The sequence below is a fragment of the Synergistaceae bacterium genome, assembly GCA_017540085.1.
In the GTDB taxonomy this organism is placed as follows: Bacteria; Synergistota; Synergistia; order Synergistales; family Aminobacteriaceae; genus JAFUXM01.
Genome location: JAFYBQ010000006.1, coordinates 104,954 through 120,817, shown reverse-complemented (window position 1 = coordinate 120,817; position 15,864 = coordinate 104,954). Strand labels below are relative to the sequence as shown.

Here is a 15,864-nt window from a genome sequence, read left to right as displayed (position 1 = left end):
GATTGTTTGAATGATGAGGGAATTATACTGCTTTAATTTTGGGAGTCAATAATTTTTGACGGGCATGTTATCTTGAACATAGCTTCTATAGTTTTGTGGATTAATTTTGCCTCGTCAGTGTCGCTGAGTGAGTAGTGAATCTCCTGGCCTGAGCGAGTCCCCGTAACAAGATTCGACCTTCTCAGCAGCTGCAAATGATGTGATACTAGGGCTTTGCTGAGTCCCAGTGCCGCGGCAATGTCCGAAACGCATTCCCTTGTGTGGCACAAGAGCCATAATATTTTGAGCCTCGTCCCGTCTCCTAACTGCGCGAAAACTGAGGCGGCCTCCGAAAATTTTTCCCCATCCGGCATTCGCTCAAGTATCGCGCCCATGTTGCTGTCGTGATTGTGAGGAAGCATATTCATGTCATCATCTCCGTAAAAGCAGGGAGTCCCGGAAAAAGAGACTCCCACGCCTGAATTGCCGCGCTAATATTCGGGGATTATTCCTGAGAATGTGTTGACCGTTCGGACAAGCCGCAGAATATTTCCTGACGCAGGTATGTTTCTAGGCTCGTAGCTCTCATCGTCAGCAACAAAACTCAGCGCGCTTCCTGTCCCGACAGCGAATGAGGTAGTACCCCTTCCGCTTGTGTACTCCCTATATACATCAGCCGACTCAGCCTTCATGACGTAATGCCCGCCTGTTTCGTCTGTGCCTGCTGTGTTCGAGAGGCTGAGAGTCCTATAGTACATGGGACGGCCTTCAGTGAACGCGATATTTCCGCCTGAAGTGAACGTGTCAAGAACGCCGGAAGGGTCATACGCGAACACTACCCCGCCGGAATGATCTGCGGAGTCCGGCGAATCATTCACGACAATAAATGACTCATCTGCGCTTAACACAACGCTGAAGCTGAGATTTAGTGTCGACTGAACTGCGGTGCTTCCCGTGTTTGAGACGTAATATCTCGCGCCGTTCATGCCTGAGAGCTGTGCGCCTGTGTAAATCCTGTAGCGTTTATTTCGCTCAAGAGCCGGCGAACTCAGCACGATTACTTCTTTAACCTCCGGGCTTATTACAGGGGGATTCACTGATGACGACGAGCCGCCCCCGCACCCTGATATTGCGAACACTGACAGAATCATCAGCGCAAGAAAAATTTTCCTCATGGAAATTCCTCCGAGTATGTGAAATGTGATGTGCCTATTCTACACTCATTCCGGCCATAAAAAAGAGAGTACCCCCTAGGGAAGTACCCTCATCATCCGTATTAGGACTCAATAGCCATATATTCCGGAGAAATCGTTTACCTTGTGCTCAATGACGAATGAGTTACTTCTTGGAGGGATTGTCCTTTCGCCCTCGGTGTCAGTCTGAATGGTTGAATCGTTGGGGAACAATATGAACACCGCCGCGCCGTTTCCGATGGTATGTTTTATCTCGGTTACAGGAAGTGTGTTGTATGTTGTTGTTCCTGTATCCGTGCCGGACTGGTCGCCGCTTGTCGTGCCTGTGCCTGTGCTGCCGGACTGGTCTCCGCTGGCTGTGCCTGTGTCTGTACCGCCGCTTGGGGGAGTATTTCCGCCGCCGCCCTGTGAGCTTGCCTGATGATATGTGTACGCACTGCTGTCGTAGATGTATAAATCATTATCATAGTCCATGCCTGCCTCAACACCTGTGCTTGAGCTTCCTGCGGTGATGTCAACCTTTCCGCCGTTGATGGCAATCCATCCGTTAGAGTCTATGCCGTCTCCGCCTGTTGAAGACACCGTGAGAGTCCCGCCGTCCATCTGGAACACTGAAACATAATCCTCGTTGACGTTGATTCCGTCATCAGCCGCCGTAACATTGATTATGCCGCTGTTGACAACAAGGTGCATTTCAGAGTCGAGACCTTCATATGTCGAGGACGTAATATTGAGCGTACCTGTACCCGCTTCGCCTCCGCCGATTACCATAGACCGCCGGGAATGGAATGCCCCGTCAAGTTTGTACATCTTTTCCTGCTGGCCGATGTCTGTCCCTATCTTTATGCTTGAGCCTGTGTATTTCACAACTTCTTCGTCTCCGCTGTCCGTAAGTTTCGGGCAAAGCTCAAGAATCCTGTAGACGTTCGCGCCGGTGAAGGTGTTTGTCGTCCCGTCAGCAACCTCAACAATTGCGCCGTTGTAGAAATATCCGTCTCCGCTTAACATTTTCCCGCCGATATTCCGCCACAGGTTATTAGTGGCTAATGTGTCCTGGTCATCGTAGCCGTTATCCTCTGCCCACTTGTAGACCTTGTAGAACACAAGCGCGGGTGCAACTTTGCATTTCACCGTAACGCCGTTCAGGATAAGCCCGACCTGATGACGTGCCTTAGCTCCCGTTTCAATCCATATCTGACCGTTCCATGTTCCTGAAAGTCTGTAAGTTCCGGGTTCGGTGATGTGAAGCACGGGGTTTGCGTAAGCGTCCGCCGATGAGTGAAGCATTGTTGAAACAGCCGCTATTGAGCTGTCAGAAGCCGCGCCCATAATGGGAAGCTGAGTATTATTGCCGGGGAAGCCGCCGCTGGGAGGATTTCCGCCTCTGTCGCCGCTGGGCATACCGCTGGGAGGATTCCCGCCCATGTCGCCGCTGGGCATATTTCCGCCGGGGAAGCCGCCCATATCACCGCTGGGCATTGTTCCGCCGGGCATACCGCCGCCCATGCCCATGGACATCGGGAGAGTCGCGAAAATGTACTTGTCGCTGCTGTACGCTGACCCGTATGTAGACACAACATTAGCAAGAGCCGACCTTACAGCCTCGGACGTGAAATCGTAATACACTACATACTCTGTATCCTCGTCCTTTGTGGCTGTCTGTGATGTCGTGAAGTTCAGCGTGTCTGAAGTGTAGCGAATATCACGGGCGATATAGATTCCGTTGTTCGTGCCGCCTTCCTCTATTGCCGTCTCGTATGCGTCCGCGTCAAGCTCATCTGTCCCGTTCGCGCCGAGCGTCCAATATTCCGCCGGGTGCTGAGGGTCTGCGTGCCACACATAATCATACACGGGGACTTCATCCCCGCTTGCTGTGGCTGTACCGTCAGAGTTAAGCACGATGTCAATGATTCCCTCGCTTTCTTCAAGCTCGACTGACGCGCCCGTGAGCGTAAGGCTTGAGTATGTTAAATAATACATTCCGTCGCCGTAACGCTTAACTTGCCTTGATGTTGTGTCCTCGCCCGTTCCTTTGGGATTGTAGGAGAACACCACCGTTTCGCCATCCCCTTCCGTAATCATGAACGGTAAATCCGGGTTCACCTCGCTGCTAAACTCAAGATTGAGCGTAATATCCTCGCTTCCTCTTGTTACAGGAGGAAGAAAAAATTTCGGGTTCTCCGGTGTATTTAACTCTAACGCGTTTGCATTTTTCCCCAGAAAAAGCCTGTAGTTTTTGCCGCGCTTGAGTGCCGATGAGGTGAATATCATTCTCCTGCTCTGTGCTGACTGTGTGGAAGTGTTGCCGCCGCTGCCGTTGTCATTGATGGCGACAGTTCCGCCGCTGCTGCCCCCGCAGCCTGACATCGCGAACACAAACGATGCCAGTATGAAAAGGTAAAACGTAACGCAAAATTTTTTCATTAAACATTACTCCCTTGACATGAATTTTACTGATTGAATTTTAACATAAATTGCGTAAAGCGTTATAATATTCTGCATTCAGGGGAGCTTATTTTTGCTGAGAGGGTGAGAAAAATCACCGACCCTTTGAACCTGAAGCGGGCAATTCCGCCGCAGGGAGACAAAATTTATACCCGCCCTGAAAATTTCGCACATCAGGAGGAAACATCATGCCTTCAAGACGCGCAAACACCGCCGCAATGATTGAGTGTGCTTTATGCGTAGCCCTGTCGTTTGTCATGACAAAAATCAACCTTTTCACGATGCCGCAGGGAGGCTCAGTAGACTTTGAGCTTGTCCCGCTGATTCTTTTCACGTACCGCCGCGGATGGAAATGGGGAATTGCCGCCGGAGCTTTGTCCGGTGTACTGCGTATACTTCTCGGCGCATACGTCTACAACCCCGTGCAGGCCATTCTTGATTACCCGCTGGCCTATTCATTCGTGGGACTGGCTGACCTTCACCCGTGGTGGCTTGGACTCATTCTCGCGTTTGCAGGAATGACATCATCAAGCATAGTTTCCGGGGCGATATTTTTCGCGCAGTATGCCCCCGAAGGCCAAAGCCCATGGGTATATTCATTCTTCTACAATGCTCCCGTTCTCGGCGTGAAATATTTAGTCTCAGGAATCGCCGCGCTAATCCTGTGGAAGATTCTTGAGCGCGAATTAGCCGTTTGAGGCGCGTACTAATCGCCGGGACATCAAGCCGCTCCGGGAAAACTACAGTAACATGCGCCCTTCTCGCCTGCCTCAGAAAGCGGGGGCTGACTGTCTCAGCGTACAAGGCCGGGCCGGACTACATTGACCGCGAATATCTCAGCATGGCCGGAAACTGTCAGGCGTACAATCTCGACACGTGGCTAATGACGGAGGACAGGACTCTTCAGCTTTTCGACTCAACATCACGCGGGAAAGACATCGCATTAATCGAGGGTGCAATGGGACTCTATGACGGGGGAGAAAACAGCACGGCGGAAATCGCGAGGCTTACAGGCTCTCCCGTTGTGCTTGTGATTAATGCGCGTTCAATGGGAGAGAGTGCCGCGGCTTTGGCATTGGGCTTCCGTGAATATGACCGTGATATAAATCTCGCGGGAGTGCTTCTGAATTTCACGGGGTCAGAATACCACGAGGAAATTATATCGTCAGCACTAACTGAGAAGGGCATAAAGTTTCTCGGTGCATTGAGGCGGGATGACGGCATGAAGATTCCTGAGCGTCATTTAGGGCTGATACAGGCGGGGGAAAATTGCGGATACGATTTCGGGACTCTCGCCGGGAAATTTGAGTCTTCAGTTGACGTTGACGGAATACTAGAGGCCGCAGGAAATGTCCGGGAGATTCGGCCATGCGGTGAATTTGTCCCGTCAGCAAAATATAACGTCCGAGTCGGAGTCGCATGTGATGAGGCGTTCACGTTCGTTTACCCTGAGAGCCTGAAGACGCTTGAGACTCTCGGAGCTGAGATTATCGCGTTCAGCCCGCTGAATGATGAGAGACTCCCGGAGGCTGACGGCTATATATTCTGCGGGGGGTATCCTGAAATTTTCGCGGAAGGACTCGCCGGGAACGTTACCATGATTGAGAGCGTGAGACAGTGCAGAAAGCCCATGTTAGCCGAATGCGGGGGGATGATGTATCTTTGCCGGACTCTTTGCGACAATGACGGGCATAAATTCGACATGGCCGGGGTAATTCCGGGGGACTCGTTCATGACCGGGCGGGCTGTGATGGGCTACATGTCAGGGCGGGCAATGAGGAATAATATATTGTGCCGTGAGGGTGATATTGTTCGCGGCCATGAGTACCACTATTCGCGGATTGAGCCTGAGACTTTCGGGGAGTTCTGCGCGTTTGAGATGACGAGGCGAAACAGGAGCGGGAGTCATCCCGGAGGCTTTGCGCGGGGGAATATTTTAGCATCCTACCTTCACATAAACTTTTACGGGAACGAACATCTTGCTGAAAAATTCCTGCAATCGTTGACTTCAAGAAGGGATTAAATGCGTATTAAATTCTTATCTTTGTTTTATATGCGAATGTATGATAATATCTAATTTATTCGGTGAATCACATAGTTCTGAACAGAGTCGACGAACAAGACATCGAATGAAGTAACAAGTTTTTTGACAACTGAATATAGGCGGTTAGACGAAGGAAAAGGTTTCGTCTGTAAAATGTTCAGCCAAGTAACCAAGTAGTCAGGAATGCTATTATAGCGGACTTGATAGAGGTGTGTAGTACGCCAGCAGTTTTATACTGTAAAACTTGTTGCATAGATATATTTATATGTTTCAAGTAACTATGACACGATATATTTCGGCTATCCGATTTGGTGGGGAGACATTCCCATGCCGCTCTACACGTTCGTTGAGGCTCACGACTGGAGCGGGAACGCCGTAGCAGTGAAGGCAGTAACGGACATGCTGAAGTAATCACGGAATAATCATCAGGCAAAAAATTAACCCCCGGAGATTTTCCCGGGGGCTTTTTGTTTCTCACGCCGATTATATTTCGCTAACTGTGATTGTTGTTACTGAATTGTTGCGGTCAAGCTGAACCGTTAATCCTGTCTTGCCATTCTCATTGTAATTTAGGGTGCGCCCGTTCTGGCTTGAAGGGTAGCCCATAATCTGACGGAGAGCGGACTGACTCATTCCCGGCTTTAGTCCGTTCTGTAATTCCCGGCTTGAGCTGCTAAGGCGCAGGCGCGTTACGTCATCGCCCTTAAAAGTCGCCGTAAGCCCGGGCCATTCCGCTGTTGAACCTGTGCTTCTTGTGGGATTGCCGAGCGATTCTACAAGCTGCTTCCTGTTGCCGCCAAACGATTTTAGCAGAGCCGCCGAATATCCCGCAGGAAGACTCCCGCCCAAAGGCTGCAAGTATCTCCCGTACACCCATCCTTCATGGCTTCCCGTGCGGATGTTGTACCATGTCCCGGCGAATTTCCCCGAAGGAACATCGAACGTACCGAGAACTTCAACTCTTGTATTCTGCCTGAGCTTTGTTACGCTTGATGAGCTTGTTGTGTGATCTGCGCGCATATTTACGCCGTTTCCCGTGATTATTCCGTTTCTCGGCTCTCTGTCGGGCGTGAAATTGGGCAGTACGTTTTCTGCTACGGCGATTCCGACAGGCTCGGCGGTTTTTGCCGGGGGAGTTACTTTCTCCGGCTCAGGCTCCGCAATCGGCAGGGGCTTTGTCTCCTGCGCGACTTCAGTTTTTGCGATAGGGGGAAGGTCTCCCGGCGGTAGTTTTCTCAGTCCAAGAAGGAAATACAATGCTCCTCCCACAGCCGCCACAAGCAGCAACATGCTTAACACCCTGCGCCCTGTAGAGCGTTTGCGTTTTTTCCCCGCGCTCGCGTAACGTGAAAAATCCTGATAGCTTGACGCTGCCTCATTGGCTGACAGCCTTTTTCCGCCTTGCCTCAATGTTTCGTCCCCTCCTGTATTCATTCCCGGCCTCACCTGAACGCGGTAATCCGGGGCTGTCTCCGTTCTCGTCATATCATCACCATCATTCACAGAAATATTCTGAGTGTCATTGTCCCGGAACTGCTGTTCCGCGAAACCGTCATCATCATCAAGATTATTCATTGGGGTAAGCAGCTGGTCATTCAGCTTCTCGATGTCAATATCATCATCGCGCCCGGAAATCGTGAAGTTTTCCGAGTCAGGAATCATTGAGAGTTTCGCACCGCATGTAGGGCAGTACCTATTTTCGCGTGAAACTATCGCTCCGCATTCCGGGCAGGATTTCGACATTCTCCGGCGGAGCTTGGGCGGCTCCTGCTGCGTAATCTGCAGGGCATCGCTTACTGAGATATTCCCCCCGATAAGAGGATCATCGGAATCAGGCGCATTCACAGTCCCGGCATTGTCGTTCGGAATTTCCCGCACATCAGGCGCGGACTGGTCATAGTAGAAATCTGCGTCCTCCGCGTAAGGCTCTCCGTCGTCATCATCATAGTACAATGAATCGTCATCGGCCTGTTTCGGTCTCAGGAAGAAACAGAAAAGCCCCGCAAAGAAATACAGCCCCCCGTAAAGCCAGGTATCCCGCGCAGGAACGCATAATCCCATCGCTATGAACAGGAACAGCGCGCCCCACTTGCTTTGGTTGAAGGCCGTAATGCCTCCTATCAGGGCAATGACCGCCGAAATTACCGGGAGGCTTGCCAGCAGCGTGGACGGTATTCCGAACACAGCCCCGCCGGTTACGGACAATGAGCCGAAAAGCATAAATACCCCGTGTATGATTGATGTTATTGACGCGCCCAATGTCAGCGCAAGAATTATCCAGCTCATATTTCGCTCTCACTCCTTACTGTGTGATATTGGCACTATTATATATGACCGTGATTGTGTAAGCTCATCTTAACGCCGATTACTGACTCTATCATTTCGCGCGAGATGGTTCCCTGCCGTATTATCCGCGGCACTTCCGGGGCGGTCATGTCAAGAACAGTTGACGCGACTCCGACAGTAACAGACCCTCCGTCAATAATCATATCGATTTTCCCGGCCATGTCATGAAGGACTGACTCCGCGTCCAAAGGGGCAGGCTTTCCACTGGGATTCGCGCTCGGTGCGGCTATCACTGTCCCGGAAGCGGCGATTAATGCGCGGGCTGTAACGTTGTCGGGCATTCTCACGGCGGCAGTGCTGAGTCCTCCGCGTGTGATTTCGGGGATAATGTCTTTTGCGGGAAGTACGAGAGTCAGAGGCCCCGGCCAGAATCGGCGGGCGAGTTTCCTTGCGGGTTCGTTCATTTCGACGAGGTACTCTGCATGATCAAACTTGCATATGTGGAGGATGAGTGCTTTGTTCTCCGGCCTTCCTTTGACCGCAAAAATTTTTCTGACCGCCTCAACATTAAATGCGTCCGCGCCGAGTCCGTAAACCGTTTCTGTAGGGAAAGCAACAAGCCCCCCCGCCTTTATGATTCTCGCGGCCTTTGCGATTACGTGCGGGCTTGGCTCCCATCTGTCAACTGTCGCTGTTATTGTCATCGTGAAATTTCTCCGTAAAATTTTTGACGAACTCCGGGAATCTCCCGGCTATTATCGCCTGCCTTGCCTGTTCCGCAATTCGTATCGTGAATCTTAGATTGTGCCACGTGAACAGACGCGCTCCGAGAATTTCCCCGCACATGGCGAGATGTCTCAGATATGACCGTGTGAAATTCCTGCACGTGTAGCAATCACATTCAGGGTCAAGCGGGCTGAAGTCGTCCGCGTGAGCCTTCCCGCGCATGTTGAGCCGTCCTTCTGAGGTGAATACGGTGGCATTTCTCCCGTTTCGTGTCGGCATAACGCAGTCGAACATGTCAACACCCCGTGCGATTCCCTCAATGATATTCAGAGGGTAGCCGACTCCCATAAGGTAGCGGGGCTTGTCTTTGGGCATAATGTCATTCAGCAGGTCGAGAGCGTGATACATGGCCGGATGAGATTCACCGACAGAGAGTCCGCCGATTGCGTAGCCGGGAAAATCCATCGCGCAAATTTCCTCCGCGCTTCTCCGGCGCAGGTCATCATAGGTTGACCCCTGAACGATTCCGAATAACGCCTGACGCTGTGAGTCATTGTGAGCGTCAAAATATTTCCGTGAGCGTTCAGCCCATAACGTTGTGCGATTCACGGCCTCCTCTGCTTTTTCGTGGGACGCTGGATATTCGCAGCACTGATCAAAGCACATGGCAATGTCTGAGCCTAATACCCCCTGCATATTCATTGACCACTCCGGCGACATAGTGAGGAGTGAGCCGTCAATGTGGGAGCGGCATAATACATTCTCATCCGTGATTTTCTGCAATCTTGCGAGGGAAAACACCTGAAACCCGCCGGAGTCCGTCAGTATAGGCTTGTCCCATTTCATGAACGAGTGAAGCCCGCCTGCCTTTTCGAGAATCTCCGGGCCTGGGCGCAGGTACAAATGATACGTGTTGCCTAATATTATTTGGGCGTTAATCTCGTCAAGCTCACGCGGGGACATAGCTTTTACTGTCGCAAGAGTCCCAACGGGCATGAAAACGGGAGTGCGTATGATTCCGTGAGGGGTGATTAATTCTCCGGCTCTGGCTCCTGTTACGGGGCATTGTGCTACGACTCTGAACTCGAACATTATTCCTCCCACCCGAAAAATTTTCGCGCGTTTGTCTCAGTGATCCGGGCTAATTCTGAGACTGATATATTCCGCTCGCGGGCTATTGTCTCGTAAACGTAGCGGATATATGCAGGCTCATTCCTTTTTCCCCTGAAAGGAACGGGAGTCATGTAGGGCGAGTCAGTCTCACACAAAATATTTTCAGCTGGAATTTTCCGAACGACCTCGCGCAGGGCTTCCCCGGCTTTGTTGTCCCACGTAACAGCCCCGCCGAAAGCGCAAATTCCGCCCATGCCGAGAACCTCATTAAGGTATTCAGTTCCTCCGCTGTAGCAGTGGAATAACATCTTCACGCCCCTGTAAGCCGTCAGAATCTCTAACGCCTCCTCCATCGCGTCGCGTATGTGAAGTATAACGGGCATGTTGAGATCTTCAGCGAGTCTCAAATGAAGGTCAAACATTCTTTTCTGTACGTCCCTCGGCGAATGGTCATAATGATAATCGAGTCCAGTCTCACCAATCGCAACAACTCTCCCGCTTCCGGCTATGTCCCGGAAAACTTCAGGGACTGACTCATATCGCTTTGCCTCGTGCGGGTGAATGCCCACAGACGCATAAAGCCCGAACTGCGCGAAATCCTCAGCCATAGCGGCCGCCTCGCAGGAGTCCTCATAGTCGCACCCTACAATTACCATTTTCCCGACTCCCGCGTCCTTTGCGCGTGATATTACGGCTCTTGCGTCAAGCCTCAATTCCTCAGAATTTATATGACAGTGTGTATCAATCAGCATGTTTTATCGTCTCTATATCAGGTTTATTATTTGTGGTTCAATTCCGTGAAAGCTGTATATTTTTTCCGCGTTCATTGCGAATGTCTTTGTGTCAGTCTGAGTCATCACCTCCCTGTATATTTCCCGGCATGTGTCAATGTCCCTTGTGATTTGCGTCATAAGCTCGTCTTTGCCCGAAAATTTCCGAATGTCCCGAACCCGGTCAAGTATCATCATCATAACTTCATGGCCGTAAATATCCCCGCTGAAATCAGGCAGGTGAACTTCAGCCCTTGTTGCGTGAATGTCGCCGAATGTCGGATTATTGCCGATGGACAGCGCACCGCAGTGCCACGAGCCATTGACATAAACCGCCGAGGAGTATACCCCGTAAGCAGGAATCACCCGGCCTTTTCCGGCCTCAATATTTGCTGTGGGAAAATTCATAGTCCTTCCGCGCTCGTTCCCGTGAACTACACGCCCTATCACGAAATACGGATAGCCGAGAAGCCTCGCGGCCATTCTGACATTTCCGGCGGTGATATGTTCGCGGATTGTTGAGCTTGAATATTCCGCCTTGTCGATTACGTCAGCGATAATTACGCGCTGGGATAAAATTCCGTCAGCAATAGCCATTTCCCGCAGGGACTCCGCGCTCCCTTCCCTGCCGTGCCCGAAACGGAAATCACTTCCCATCACAATCCCGTCAACGTTGAGACGCTCACGCAAGAGCCGCCAAAATTTTTCGGGGGACAAATTCATGAGTCTGTCGTCAAATTTCAGCACGAACATATGAGGGATTCCGAGAATGCGCCGTATAATTTCGCGCTCCCTGAGAGTGAAGAGCGTGTGAATCTTCCCGATAAACTCCGAGGGGTGCGGGTGAAACGTAACAACACTCCAATCACCGCCGCGGGCATTTTCCCGGCAAAGCCTCAGAAGTTCGGCGTGTCCTCTGTGAAAACCGTCAAAAGCTCCTATAGTAATCAGCATAGCCCTGCAAAATCTTTCGGCACAATAACTTCCGGCTTGACGTAATCATATCCCGCATAGCTCCCGAATCCCACGAATGACGCGCCCTCTACGCAAAGCAGTCCGCCCGCCGTTATTCCCCGCGAGACCCTCACAGCCTGACGCAGTAATATGCTCATTCCGTTCGTGAAGCTCCGTTCGTCCCGGCCTGATACGTATATCCGCGTGAAGTTCTCCGCAAGCCTCGACAAAGGCAGGGGGATAATCTCATCATCAGGGGAGGAAGCCTCATCAAGCGTGAAATTTCCTGTCGACACCCTCACAAGCGATTTCACGTAAGCACCGACTCCCGCAATTTTTCCCAAGTCATGCGCCAGAGTCCGAATGTATGTACCCCGCCCGCAGTGAACCTCAAGAGTCATAGTGCCGTCATCAGGATTGTAGGGTGTGAGAATGTTAATACGCCGGAAAAATACGGGGCGTTCCTTCATGTCGACTTCCTGACCTGAGCGCGCTAATTTGTAGGCGGGCTTTCCGTCAATCTTCACCGCTGAGACCGCCGGGGGCCTCTGCATTCTGTAGCCGCTGAAACGGTACAAGACATCCGGGAACATTGAGCCGTCAAAATCCTGATACCCTTTCTCCGAAACAATATCCCCGGAATAGTCGTATGTGTTAGTTTCCGCGCCGAACTGTATCACAGCCCTGTAGACTTTCGGCAATGACATTACGAACTCGCAGAAGCGCGTAGCATTTCCCGCAAGAAGAACGAGAAGCCCAGATGCTGTAGAGTCTAACGTTCCTGCGTGGCCGACTTTGACACCGAGCTTTTTTTTCGCGACCGCAACACATTTTGACGAGCGATAATCTACCGGCTTATTGATGAGGATTACTGCGTTCATGATATTCCTTCAGGATTTCGGACTCTAACACGGCCATGACATCATTCACAGGGACATTCAGCGAACACCCCGCGGCTTTCTCGTGGCCTCCCCCGCCGAATTTCCGCGCAAAAACTCCCGCACCGAACGGACTCCCATCTCTTGAGCGAATGCTGAGGCGTATAATTCCGTCAGGGTACTCAGTCGCAACCGCCGCGAATTTCACGCCCCGCATTGACATAAGCATTTGTGATAATCCCTCTGTCCCTGTCGAATCAGCTCCGGCCATGCGGAAATCTTCAGCGTAAATCACAGACACCGCGAAAATATTATTGTCCCCGAAAACTTTTACACGCGACAAAACTTTTGCCCACACCTGCAATTCTGCGGGACTCTTGTTCTGCGAAATTCTGTCGGTCATTTTTGCGGGCGACACTCCGAGGGCGATTAGTTCTCCGGCTATATTATGGGTCAATTTTGACGTGTTCGAGAATGTGAAGCTCCCTGTGTCCGTGAATATCCCGGTGTAAAGAGACTCGGCGATATTCTGCGTAATCTTCCAGCTTCCTGCCGTGAAGATTCTGTACAGCATTTCGCAGGTTGAAGACGCTGTGCCGTCAACGCAATTCACGCGGGCGTACATAGTATTGTCCTCGTGATGATCTATATTGAGGCTGTTGCCGGGGTTATCGGTGTCGAATCCTGAGACGCTCCGAATCTCCGTAGCGCAGTCGAGAAATACATACAGTGTCTCGTTGTCCTGAAACGAAAAATCTTCCCGCGTCCTGAAGTCGTCAAAGTGAGCGAGATATTTATACGTTTCGGGGAGTCTCTCGTCAGGGCTGAGCCATTCGACAATTTTCCCGGCGTTAGTCCCTGCCTCAAACAGCGCAGAAGCAGACCCGACCGCGTCCCCGTCTGATTTCCTGTGCGTGAAGATAACCCATCTGCCGTTAGCCCGGAGAGTCTCGGAGGCCGTCAGGAGTCCGGCGGGGTCAAATGTCGTTTTCGTCATCGTCATTATTCCCCTGCCTGTAATCCATCTTGAAGCCGAGACTGTCTAATATCGCGTCAATTTTCGCACCGTATGCGCTCGATGTGTCAATCACAAACTCAAGCGCGGGAATCCTCCTCAGCTTTATTGACTGGGCAAGCAATCCCCGCACAGCCCCTTTAATTTCGTTGAGGTCGCGCAAAATTCCGGGACATTTCCGGGCTTCTAGCGCGGTGAAATATACTTTTGCCGTCTGCAAGTCCTTTGAGCATTCTACTCCGGTTATTATGATTGTCTTTACGCTTTCTTTCTTGATACGGGACTCGAATATTAACGCTAATTCCCGCTGTAATTCCTTGTTGATTCGTGATATGCGTAAATTACTGCTCATACTGCACCACCGTATAAAGCACTAAATCTTCCGCGCCCGTGTTGATTATCGTGTGGGCTGAATCTTTCGGGCAATAGTGGCAGACACCCGGAGTCAAAATTTCCTCTTCTCCATTGCAGATGGCTTTTCCTTTTCCGCTGACGACAAAATTAATGTCATTGCCGCTGCTCTGCGTGTGAAGGCCGATTGACGCGCCCGGCTCGATTCTGCTGACTATTACCCGGCCGGAATTGTTGACGAACATTTTTGCGGCGACTTTTCCTTTTCCGCCGTTCATGCCCTCAAAGATTTTCCAGTCTTCATTGTTGAAATCGATTAGCATTAGAGTGTGCGTTTCTCCTCCACTACATCATAGACTTCGAGAATGTCGCCCTCGCGGAAATCCTGGAATCCCTCAAGCGAAATTCCGCAGTCATTTCCGGCTCTGAGTTCTCTTGCCTCGTCTTTCTCATGACGGAGCGAGGCTATTTTCCCGTCCCATATCACAACGCCGTCGCGAATCACCCGGACTTTCGCCGTTCGTCTTACGAGTCCGCGTGTTACGTGAGAGCCTGCAATAGTGCCGACTTTCGGAACACGGAACAATTTCCGCACCTCTACTTCTCCGAGTGTGTCCTCTCTCAGCACAGGCTTCAATAATCCCGCCATGGCCGCTTTCACGTCATCAAGAACATCATAAATCACGCTGTAGATTCGTATCTCTACCCCGTTAAGCTCGGCGACTCGTTTGGCGTTTCCGTCCGGCCTGACGTTGAATCCCACGATCACGGCGTTTGACGCGGACGCGAGCATTACATCACTTTCAGCGATTCGCCCGACTCCCCTGTGTACGATTGAGACTCCGACCTCGTTTGTGGCGAGCTTTTCGAGAGACGCGCACAATGCCTCAAGTGAACCCTGAACATCACACTTCACGACTAAATTCAGGTGAGGCAGCTGGCCTTCTTCAAGATTGGAGTAGAGATCCTCAAATGAGGCTTTCTTGACCTCTGCGGCGGAATCACGTTCGGCGGATTTTGCCGCGGCTATTGCATCTCTTGCTTCACGCTCAGTTTTGACGACACGGAAAGACTCGCCCGGATTGGGTACGCCGTCAAGACCGAGAATTTCAACGGGTGTACTTGGGCCTGCCTTCTTGAGACCTTTCCCGGCCCAGTCGAAAAGCGCGCGGATTTTCCCCCATGTCGAATTGAACAGCACGATGTCCCCGGCTTTGAGTGTTCCGTCTTTCACGATTACGGTGGCTACCGGGCCTTGCCTTTGTCGAGACGCGCTTCAATGACGACTCCTTCAGGGTTAGCGTCAGGGTTGCCTTTGAGTTCTTGCATTTCGGCTTCAAGCAATACACGTTCGAGGAGGTCAGCGACTCCGATTCCCTGCTTTGCGGAAATTTCTACCGCTCCAACTTCACCGCCCCAGCCTTCTGTGAATATGCCTAACTCGCTCAACTGCTGGCGGATTCTGTCGGGCTTGGCTCCCTGCTTGTCGATTTTGTTGATGGCCACGACTAACGGGACTCCAGCGGCTTTGATGTGGTCGATTGCCTCGCGTGTCTGCGGCATTACGCCGTCATCAGCCCCGATCACAAGAATTACGATGTCCGTAACGCTTGCCCCTCTTGCGCGCATTTCGGTGAATGCCTCATGGCCGGGAGTGTCGAGAAATACGATCTCTTTGCCGTCCTGCTTCACGACATATGCGCCTATGTGCTGAGTGATTCCGCCTGCTTCGTGTGCGGCTATGCTTGAGTGTCTGATGTTGTCGAGAAGTGTCGTTTTTCCGTGGTCAACATGTCCCATGACCGTAATAATCGGCGGGCGTTCGGTGAGATTGGCCTGCGGTTTCGGGGGAATTGGCGCGGGCTGTTTCGGCTGACTGGGTGTCGGATTCGCTGAGGGATTGCCGTGATGATTCTGGCCGTGATTGTCATTGCGGGGCTGAGGGCGGTTATTGTGCTTGTCATGGCCGGAAGGTTTTGCGCCGGGCTTTATGTCTCTTTCGGGGGGGAGGTTGTCGGCTGGCTTGGGTTTATCCGTGTGCTGTGAAGGCTTCTCCCGTGAAGGTTCGCTGCCGTGCTGCTTCTTTTCCTGAGACTTTGACTCGCTTGCC

The 15,864-nt window shown here is 51.6% G+C and carries 15 protein-coding genes, 1 pseudogene and 1 riboswitch; of the genes and pseudogenes, 3 read left to right on the top strand and 13 right to left on the bottom strand.

Annotation, left to right across the window (positions count from 1 at the left end; translation table 11 throughout):
* Positions 1 to 32: 32 nt before the first annotated feature.
* The 3 genes from IKQ95_01220 to IKQ95_01210 all read right to left on the bottom strand — a co-directional run bounded on the left by IKQ95_01220 (position 33) and on the right by IKQ95_01210 (position 3,596).
* Positions 33 to 407 carry a winged helix-turn-helix transcriptional regulator gene (locus IKQ95_01220; GenBank protein ID MBR4195313.1) on the bottom strand — a complete coding sequence of 125 codons (375 nt, stop codon included), beginning with the start codon at positions 405 to 407 and terminating at the stop codon, positions 33 to 35.
* A 63-nt stretch (positions 408 to 470) separates the two neighbouring features.
* A complete protein-coding gene (locus IKQ95_01215; GenBank protein ID MBR4195312.1) occupies positions 471 to 1,154 on the bottom strand; it encodes a hypothetical protein in 684 nt (227 codons plus the stop codon).
* Positions 1,155 to 1,262: 108 nt separating this feature from the next.
* On the bottom strand, positions 1,263 to 3,596 hold the full coding sequence (locus IKQ95_01210) for a carbohydrate-binding domain-containing protein (GenBank protein MBR4195311.1): 2,334 nt from the start codon (positions 3,594 to 3,596) through the stop codon (positions 1,263 to 1,265).
* 70 nt (positions 3,597 to 3,666) lie between these two features.
* A riboswitch (TPP riboswitch) is annotated at positions 3,667 to 3,772 on the top strand.
* Between the two features lie 33 nt (positions 3,773 to 3,805).
* Here IKQ95_01210 and thiT point away from each other — a divergent pair.
* The 3 genes from thiT to IKQ95_01195 all read left to right on the top strand — a co-directional run bounded on the left by thiT (position 3,806) and on the right by IKQ95_01195 (position 6,072).
* The gene (thiT, locus tag IKQ95_01205; protein MBR4195310.1) at positions 3,806 to 4,315 is read left to right on the top strand and encodes an energy-coupled thiamine transporter ThiT; all 510 of its coding nucleotides are present in this window, start codon (positions 3,806 to 3,808) and stop codon (positions 4,313 to 4,315) included.
* Positions 4,312 to 5,640 carry a cobyrinate a,c-diamide synthase gene (locus tag IKQ95_01200; GenBank protein MBR4195309.1) on the top strand — a complete coding sequence of 443 codons (1,329 nt, stop codon included), beginning with the start codon at positions 4,312 to 4,314 and terminating at the stop codon, positions 5,638 to 5,640. The genes thiT and IKQ95_01200 overlap by 4 nt, the downstream gene beginning before the upstream one ends.
* Before the next feature lie 276 nt (positions 5,641 to 5,916).
* Entirely contained in the window at positions 5,917 to 6,072 is a 156-nt protein-coding gene (locus IKQ95_01195; GenBank protein ID MBR4195308.1) for a hypothetical protein, read from the top strand.
* Between the two features lie 72 nt (positions 6,073 to 6,144).
* Here IKQ95_01195 and IKQ95_01190 read toward each other — a convergent pair whose 3' ends face one another.
* From IKQ95_01190 to infB, 10 genes and pseudogenes are all read right to left on the bottom strand, one after another.
* Entirely contained in the window at positions 6,145 to 7,947 is a 1,803-nt protein-coding gene (locus tag IKQ95_01190; protein MBR4195307.1) for an SH3 domain-containing protein, read from the bottom strand.
* A gap of 38 nt (positions 7,948 to 7,985) precedes the next feature.
* Positions 7,986 to 8,651 carry a threonylcarbamoyl-AMP synthase gene (locus tag IKQ95_01185; protein MBR4195306.1) on the bottom strand — a complete coding sequence of 222 codons (666 nt, stop codon included), beginning with the start codon at positions 8,649 to 8,651 and terminating at the stop codon, positions 7,986 to 7,988.
* A complete protein-coding gene (tgt, locus tag IKQ95_01180) occupies positions 8,629 to 9,765 on the bottom strand; it encodes a tRNA guanosine(34) transglycosylase Tgt (GenBank protein MBR4195305.1) in 1,137 nt (378 codons plus the stop codon). The genes IKQ95_01185 and tgt overlap by 23 nt, the downstream gene beginning before the upstream one ends.
* Positions 9,765 to 10,538 (bottom strand): TatD family hydrolase, encoded by a 774-nt coding sequence (locus tag IKQ95_01175; protein MBR4195304.1) that lies wholly within the window; start codon positions 10,536 to 10,538, stop codon positions 9,765 to 9,767. Before IKQ95_01175 ends, tgt begins: the two co-directional genes overlap by 1 nt.
* Before the next feature lie 12 nt (positions 10,539 to 10,550).
* Positions 10,551 to 11,510 (bottom strand): riboflavin biosynthesis protein RibF, encoded by a 960-nt coding sequence (ribF, locus tag IKQ95_01170; GenBank protein MBR4195303.1) that lies wholly within the window; start codon positions 11,508 to 11,510, stop codon positions 10,551 to 10,553.
* Entirely contained in the window at positions 11,504 to 12,391 is an 888-nt protein-coding gene (truB, locus tag IKQ95_01165) for a tRNA pseudouridine(55) synthase TruB (GenBank protein MBR4195302.1), read from the bottom strand. Before truB ends, ribF begins: the two co-directional genes overlap by 7 nt.
* Positions 12,366 to 13,385, bottom strand: a complete 1,020-nt coding sequence (locus IKQ95_01160) for a bifunctional oligoribonuclease/PAP phosphatase NrnA (protein MBR4195301.1) — start codon at positions 13,383 to 13,385, stop codon at positions 12,366 to 12,368. The genes truB and IKQ95_01160 overlap by 26 nt, the downstream gene beginning before the upstream one ends.
* Complete coding sequence (rbfA, locus tag IKQ95_01155; GenBank protein MBR4195300.1) at positions 13,366 to 13,755, bottom strand: 30S ribosome-binding factor RbfA; 390 nt, start codon at positions 13,753 to 13,755, stop codon at positions 13,366 to 13,368. Before rbfA ends, IKQ95_01160 begins: the two co-directional genes overlap by 20 nt.
* Complete coding sequence (locus tag IKQ95_01150) at positions 13,745 to 14,077, bottom strand: cupin domain-containing protein (GenBank protein ID MBR4195299.1); 333 nt, start codon at positions 14,075 to 14,077, stop codon at positions 13,745 to 13,747. The genes rbfA and IKQ95_01150 overlap by 11 nt, the downstream gene beginning before the upstream one ends.
* A pseudogene (infB, locus tag IKQ95_01145) lies at positions 14,077 to 15,554 on the bottom strand (translation initiation factor IF-2). Before infB ends, IKQ95_01150 begins: the two are co-directional and overlap by 1 nt.
* Positions 15,555 to 15,864: the final 310 nt, after the last annotated feature.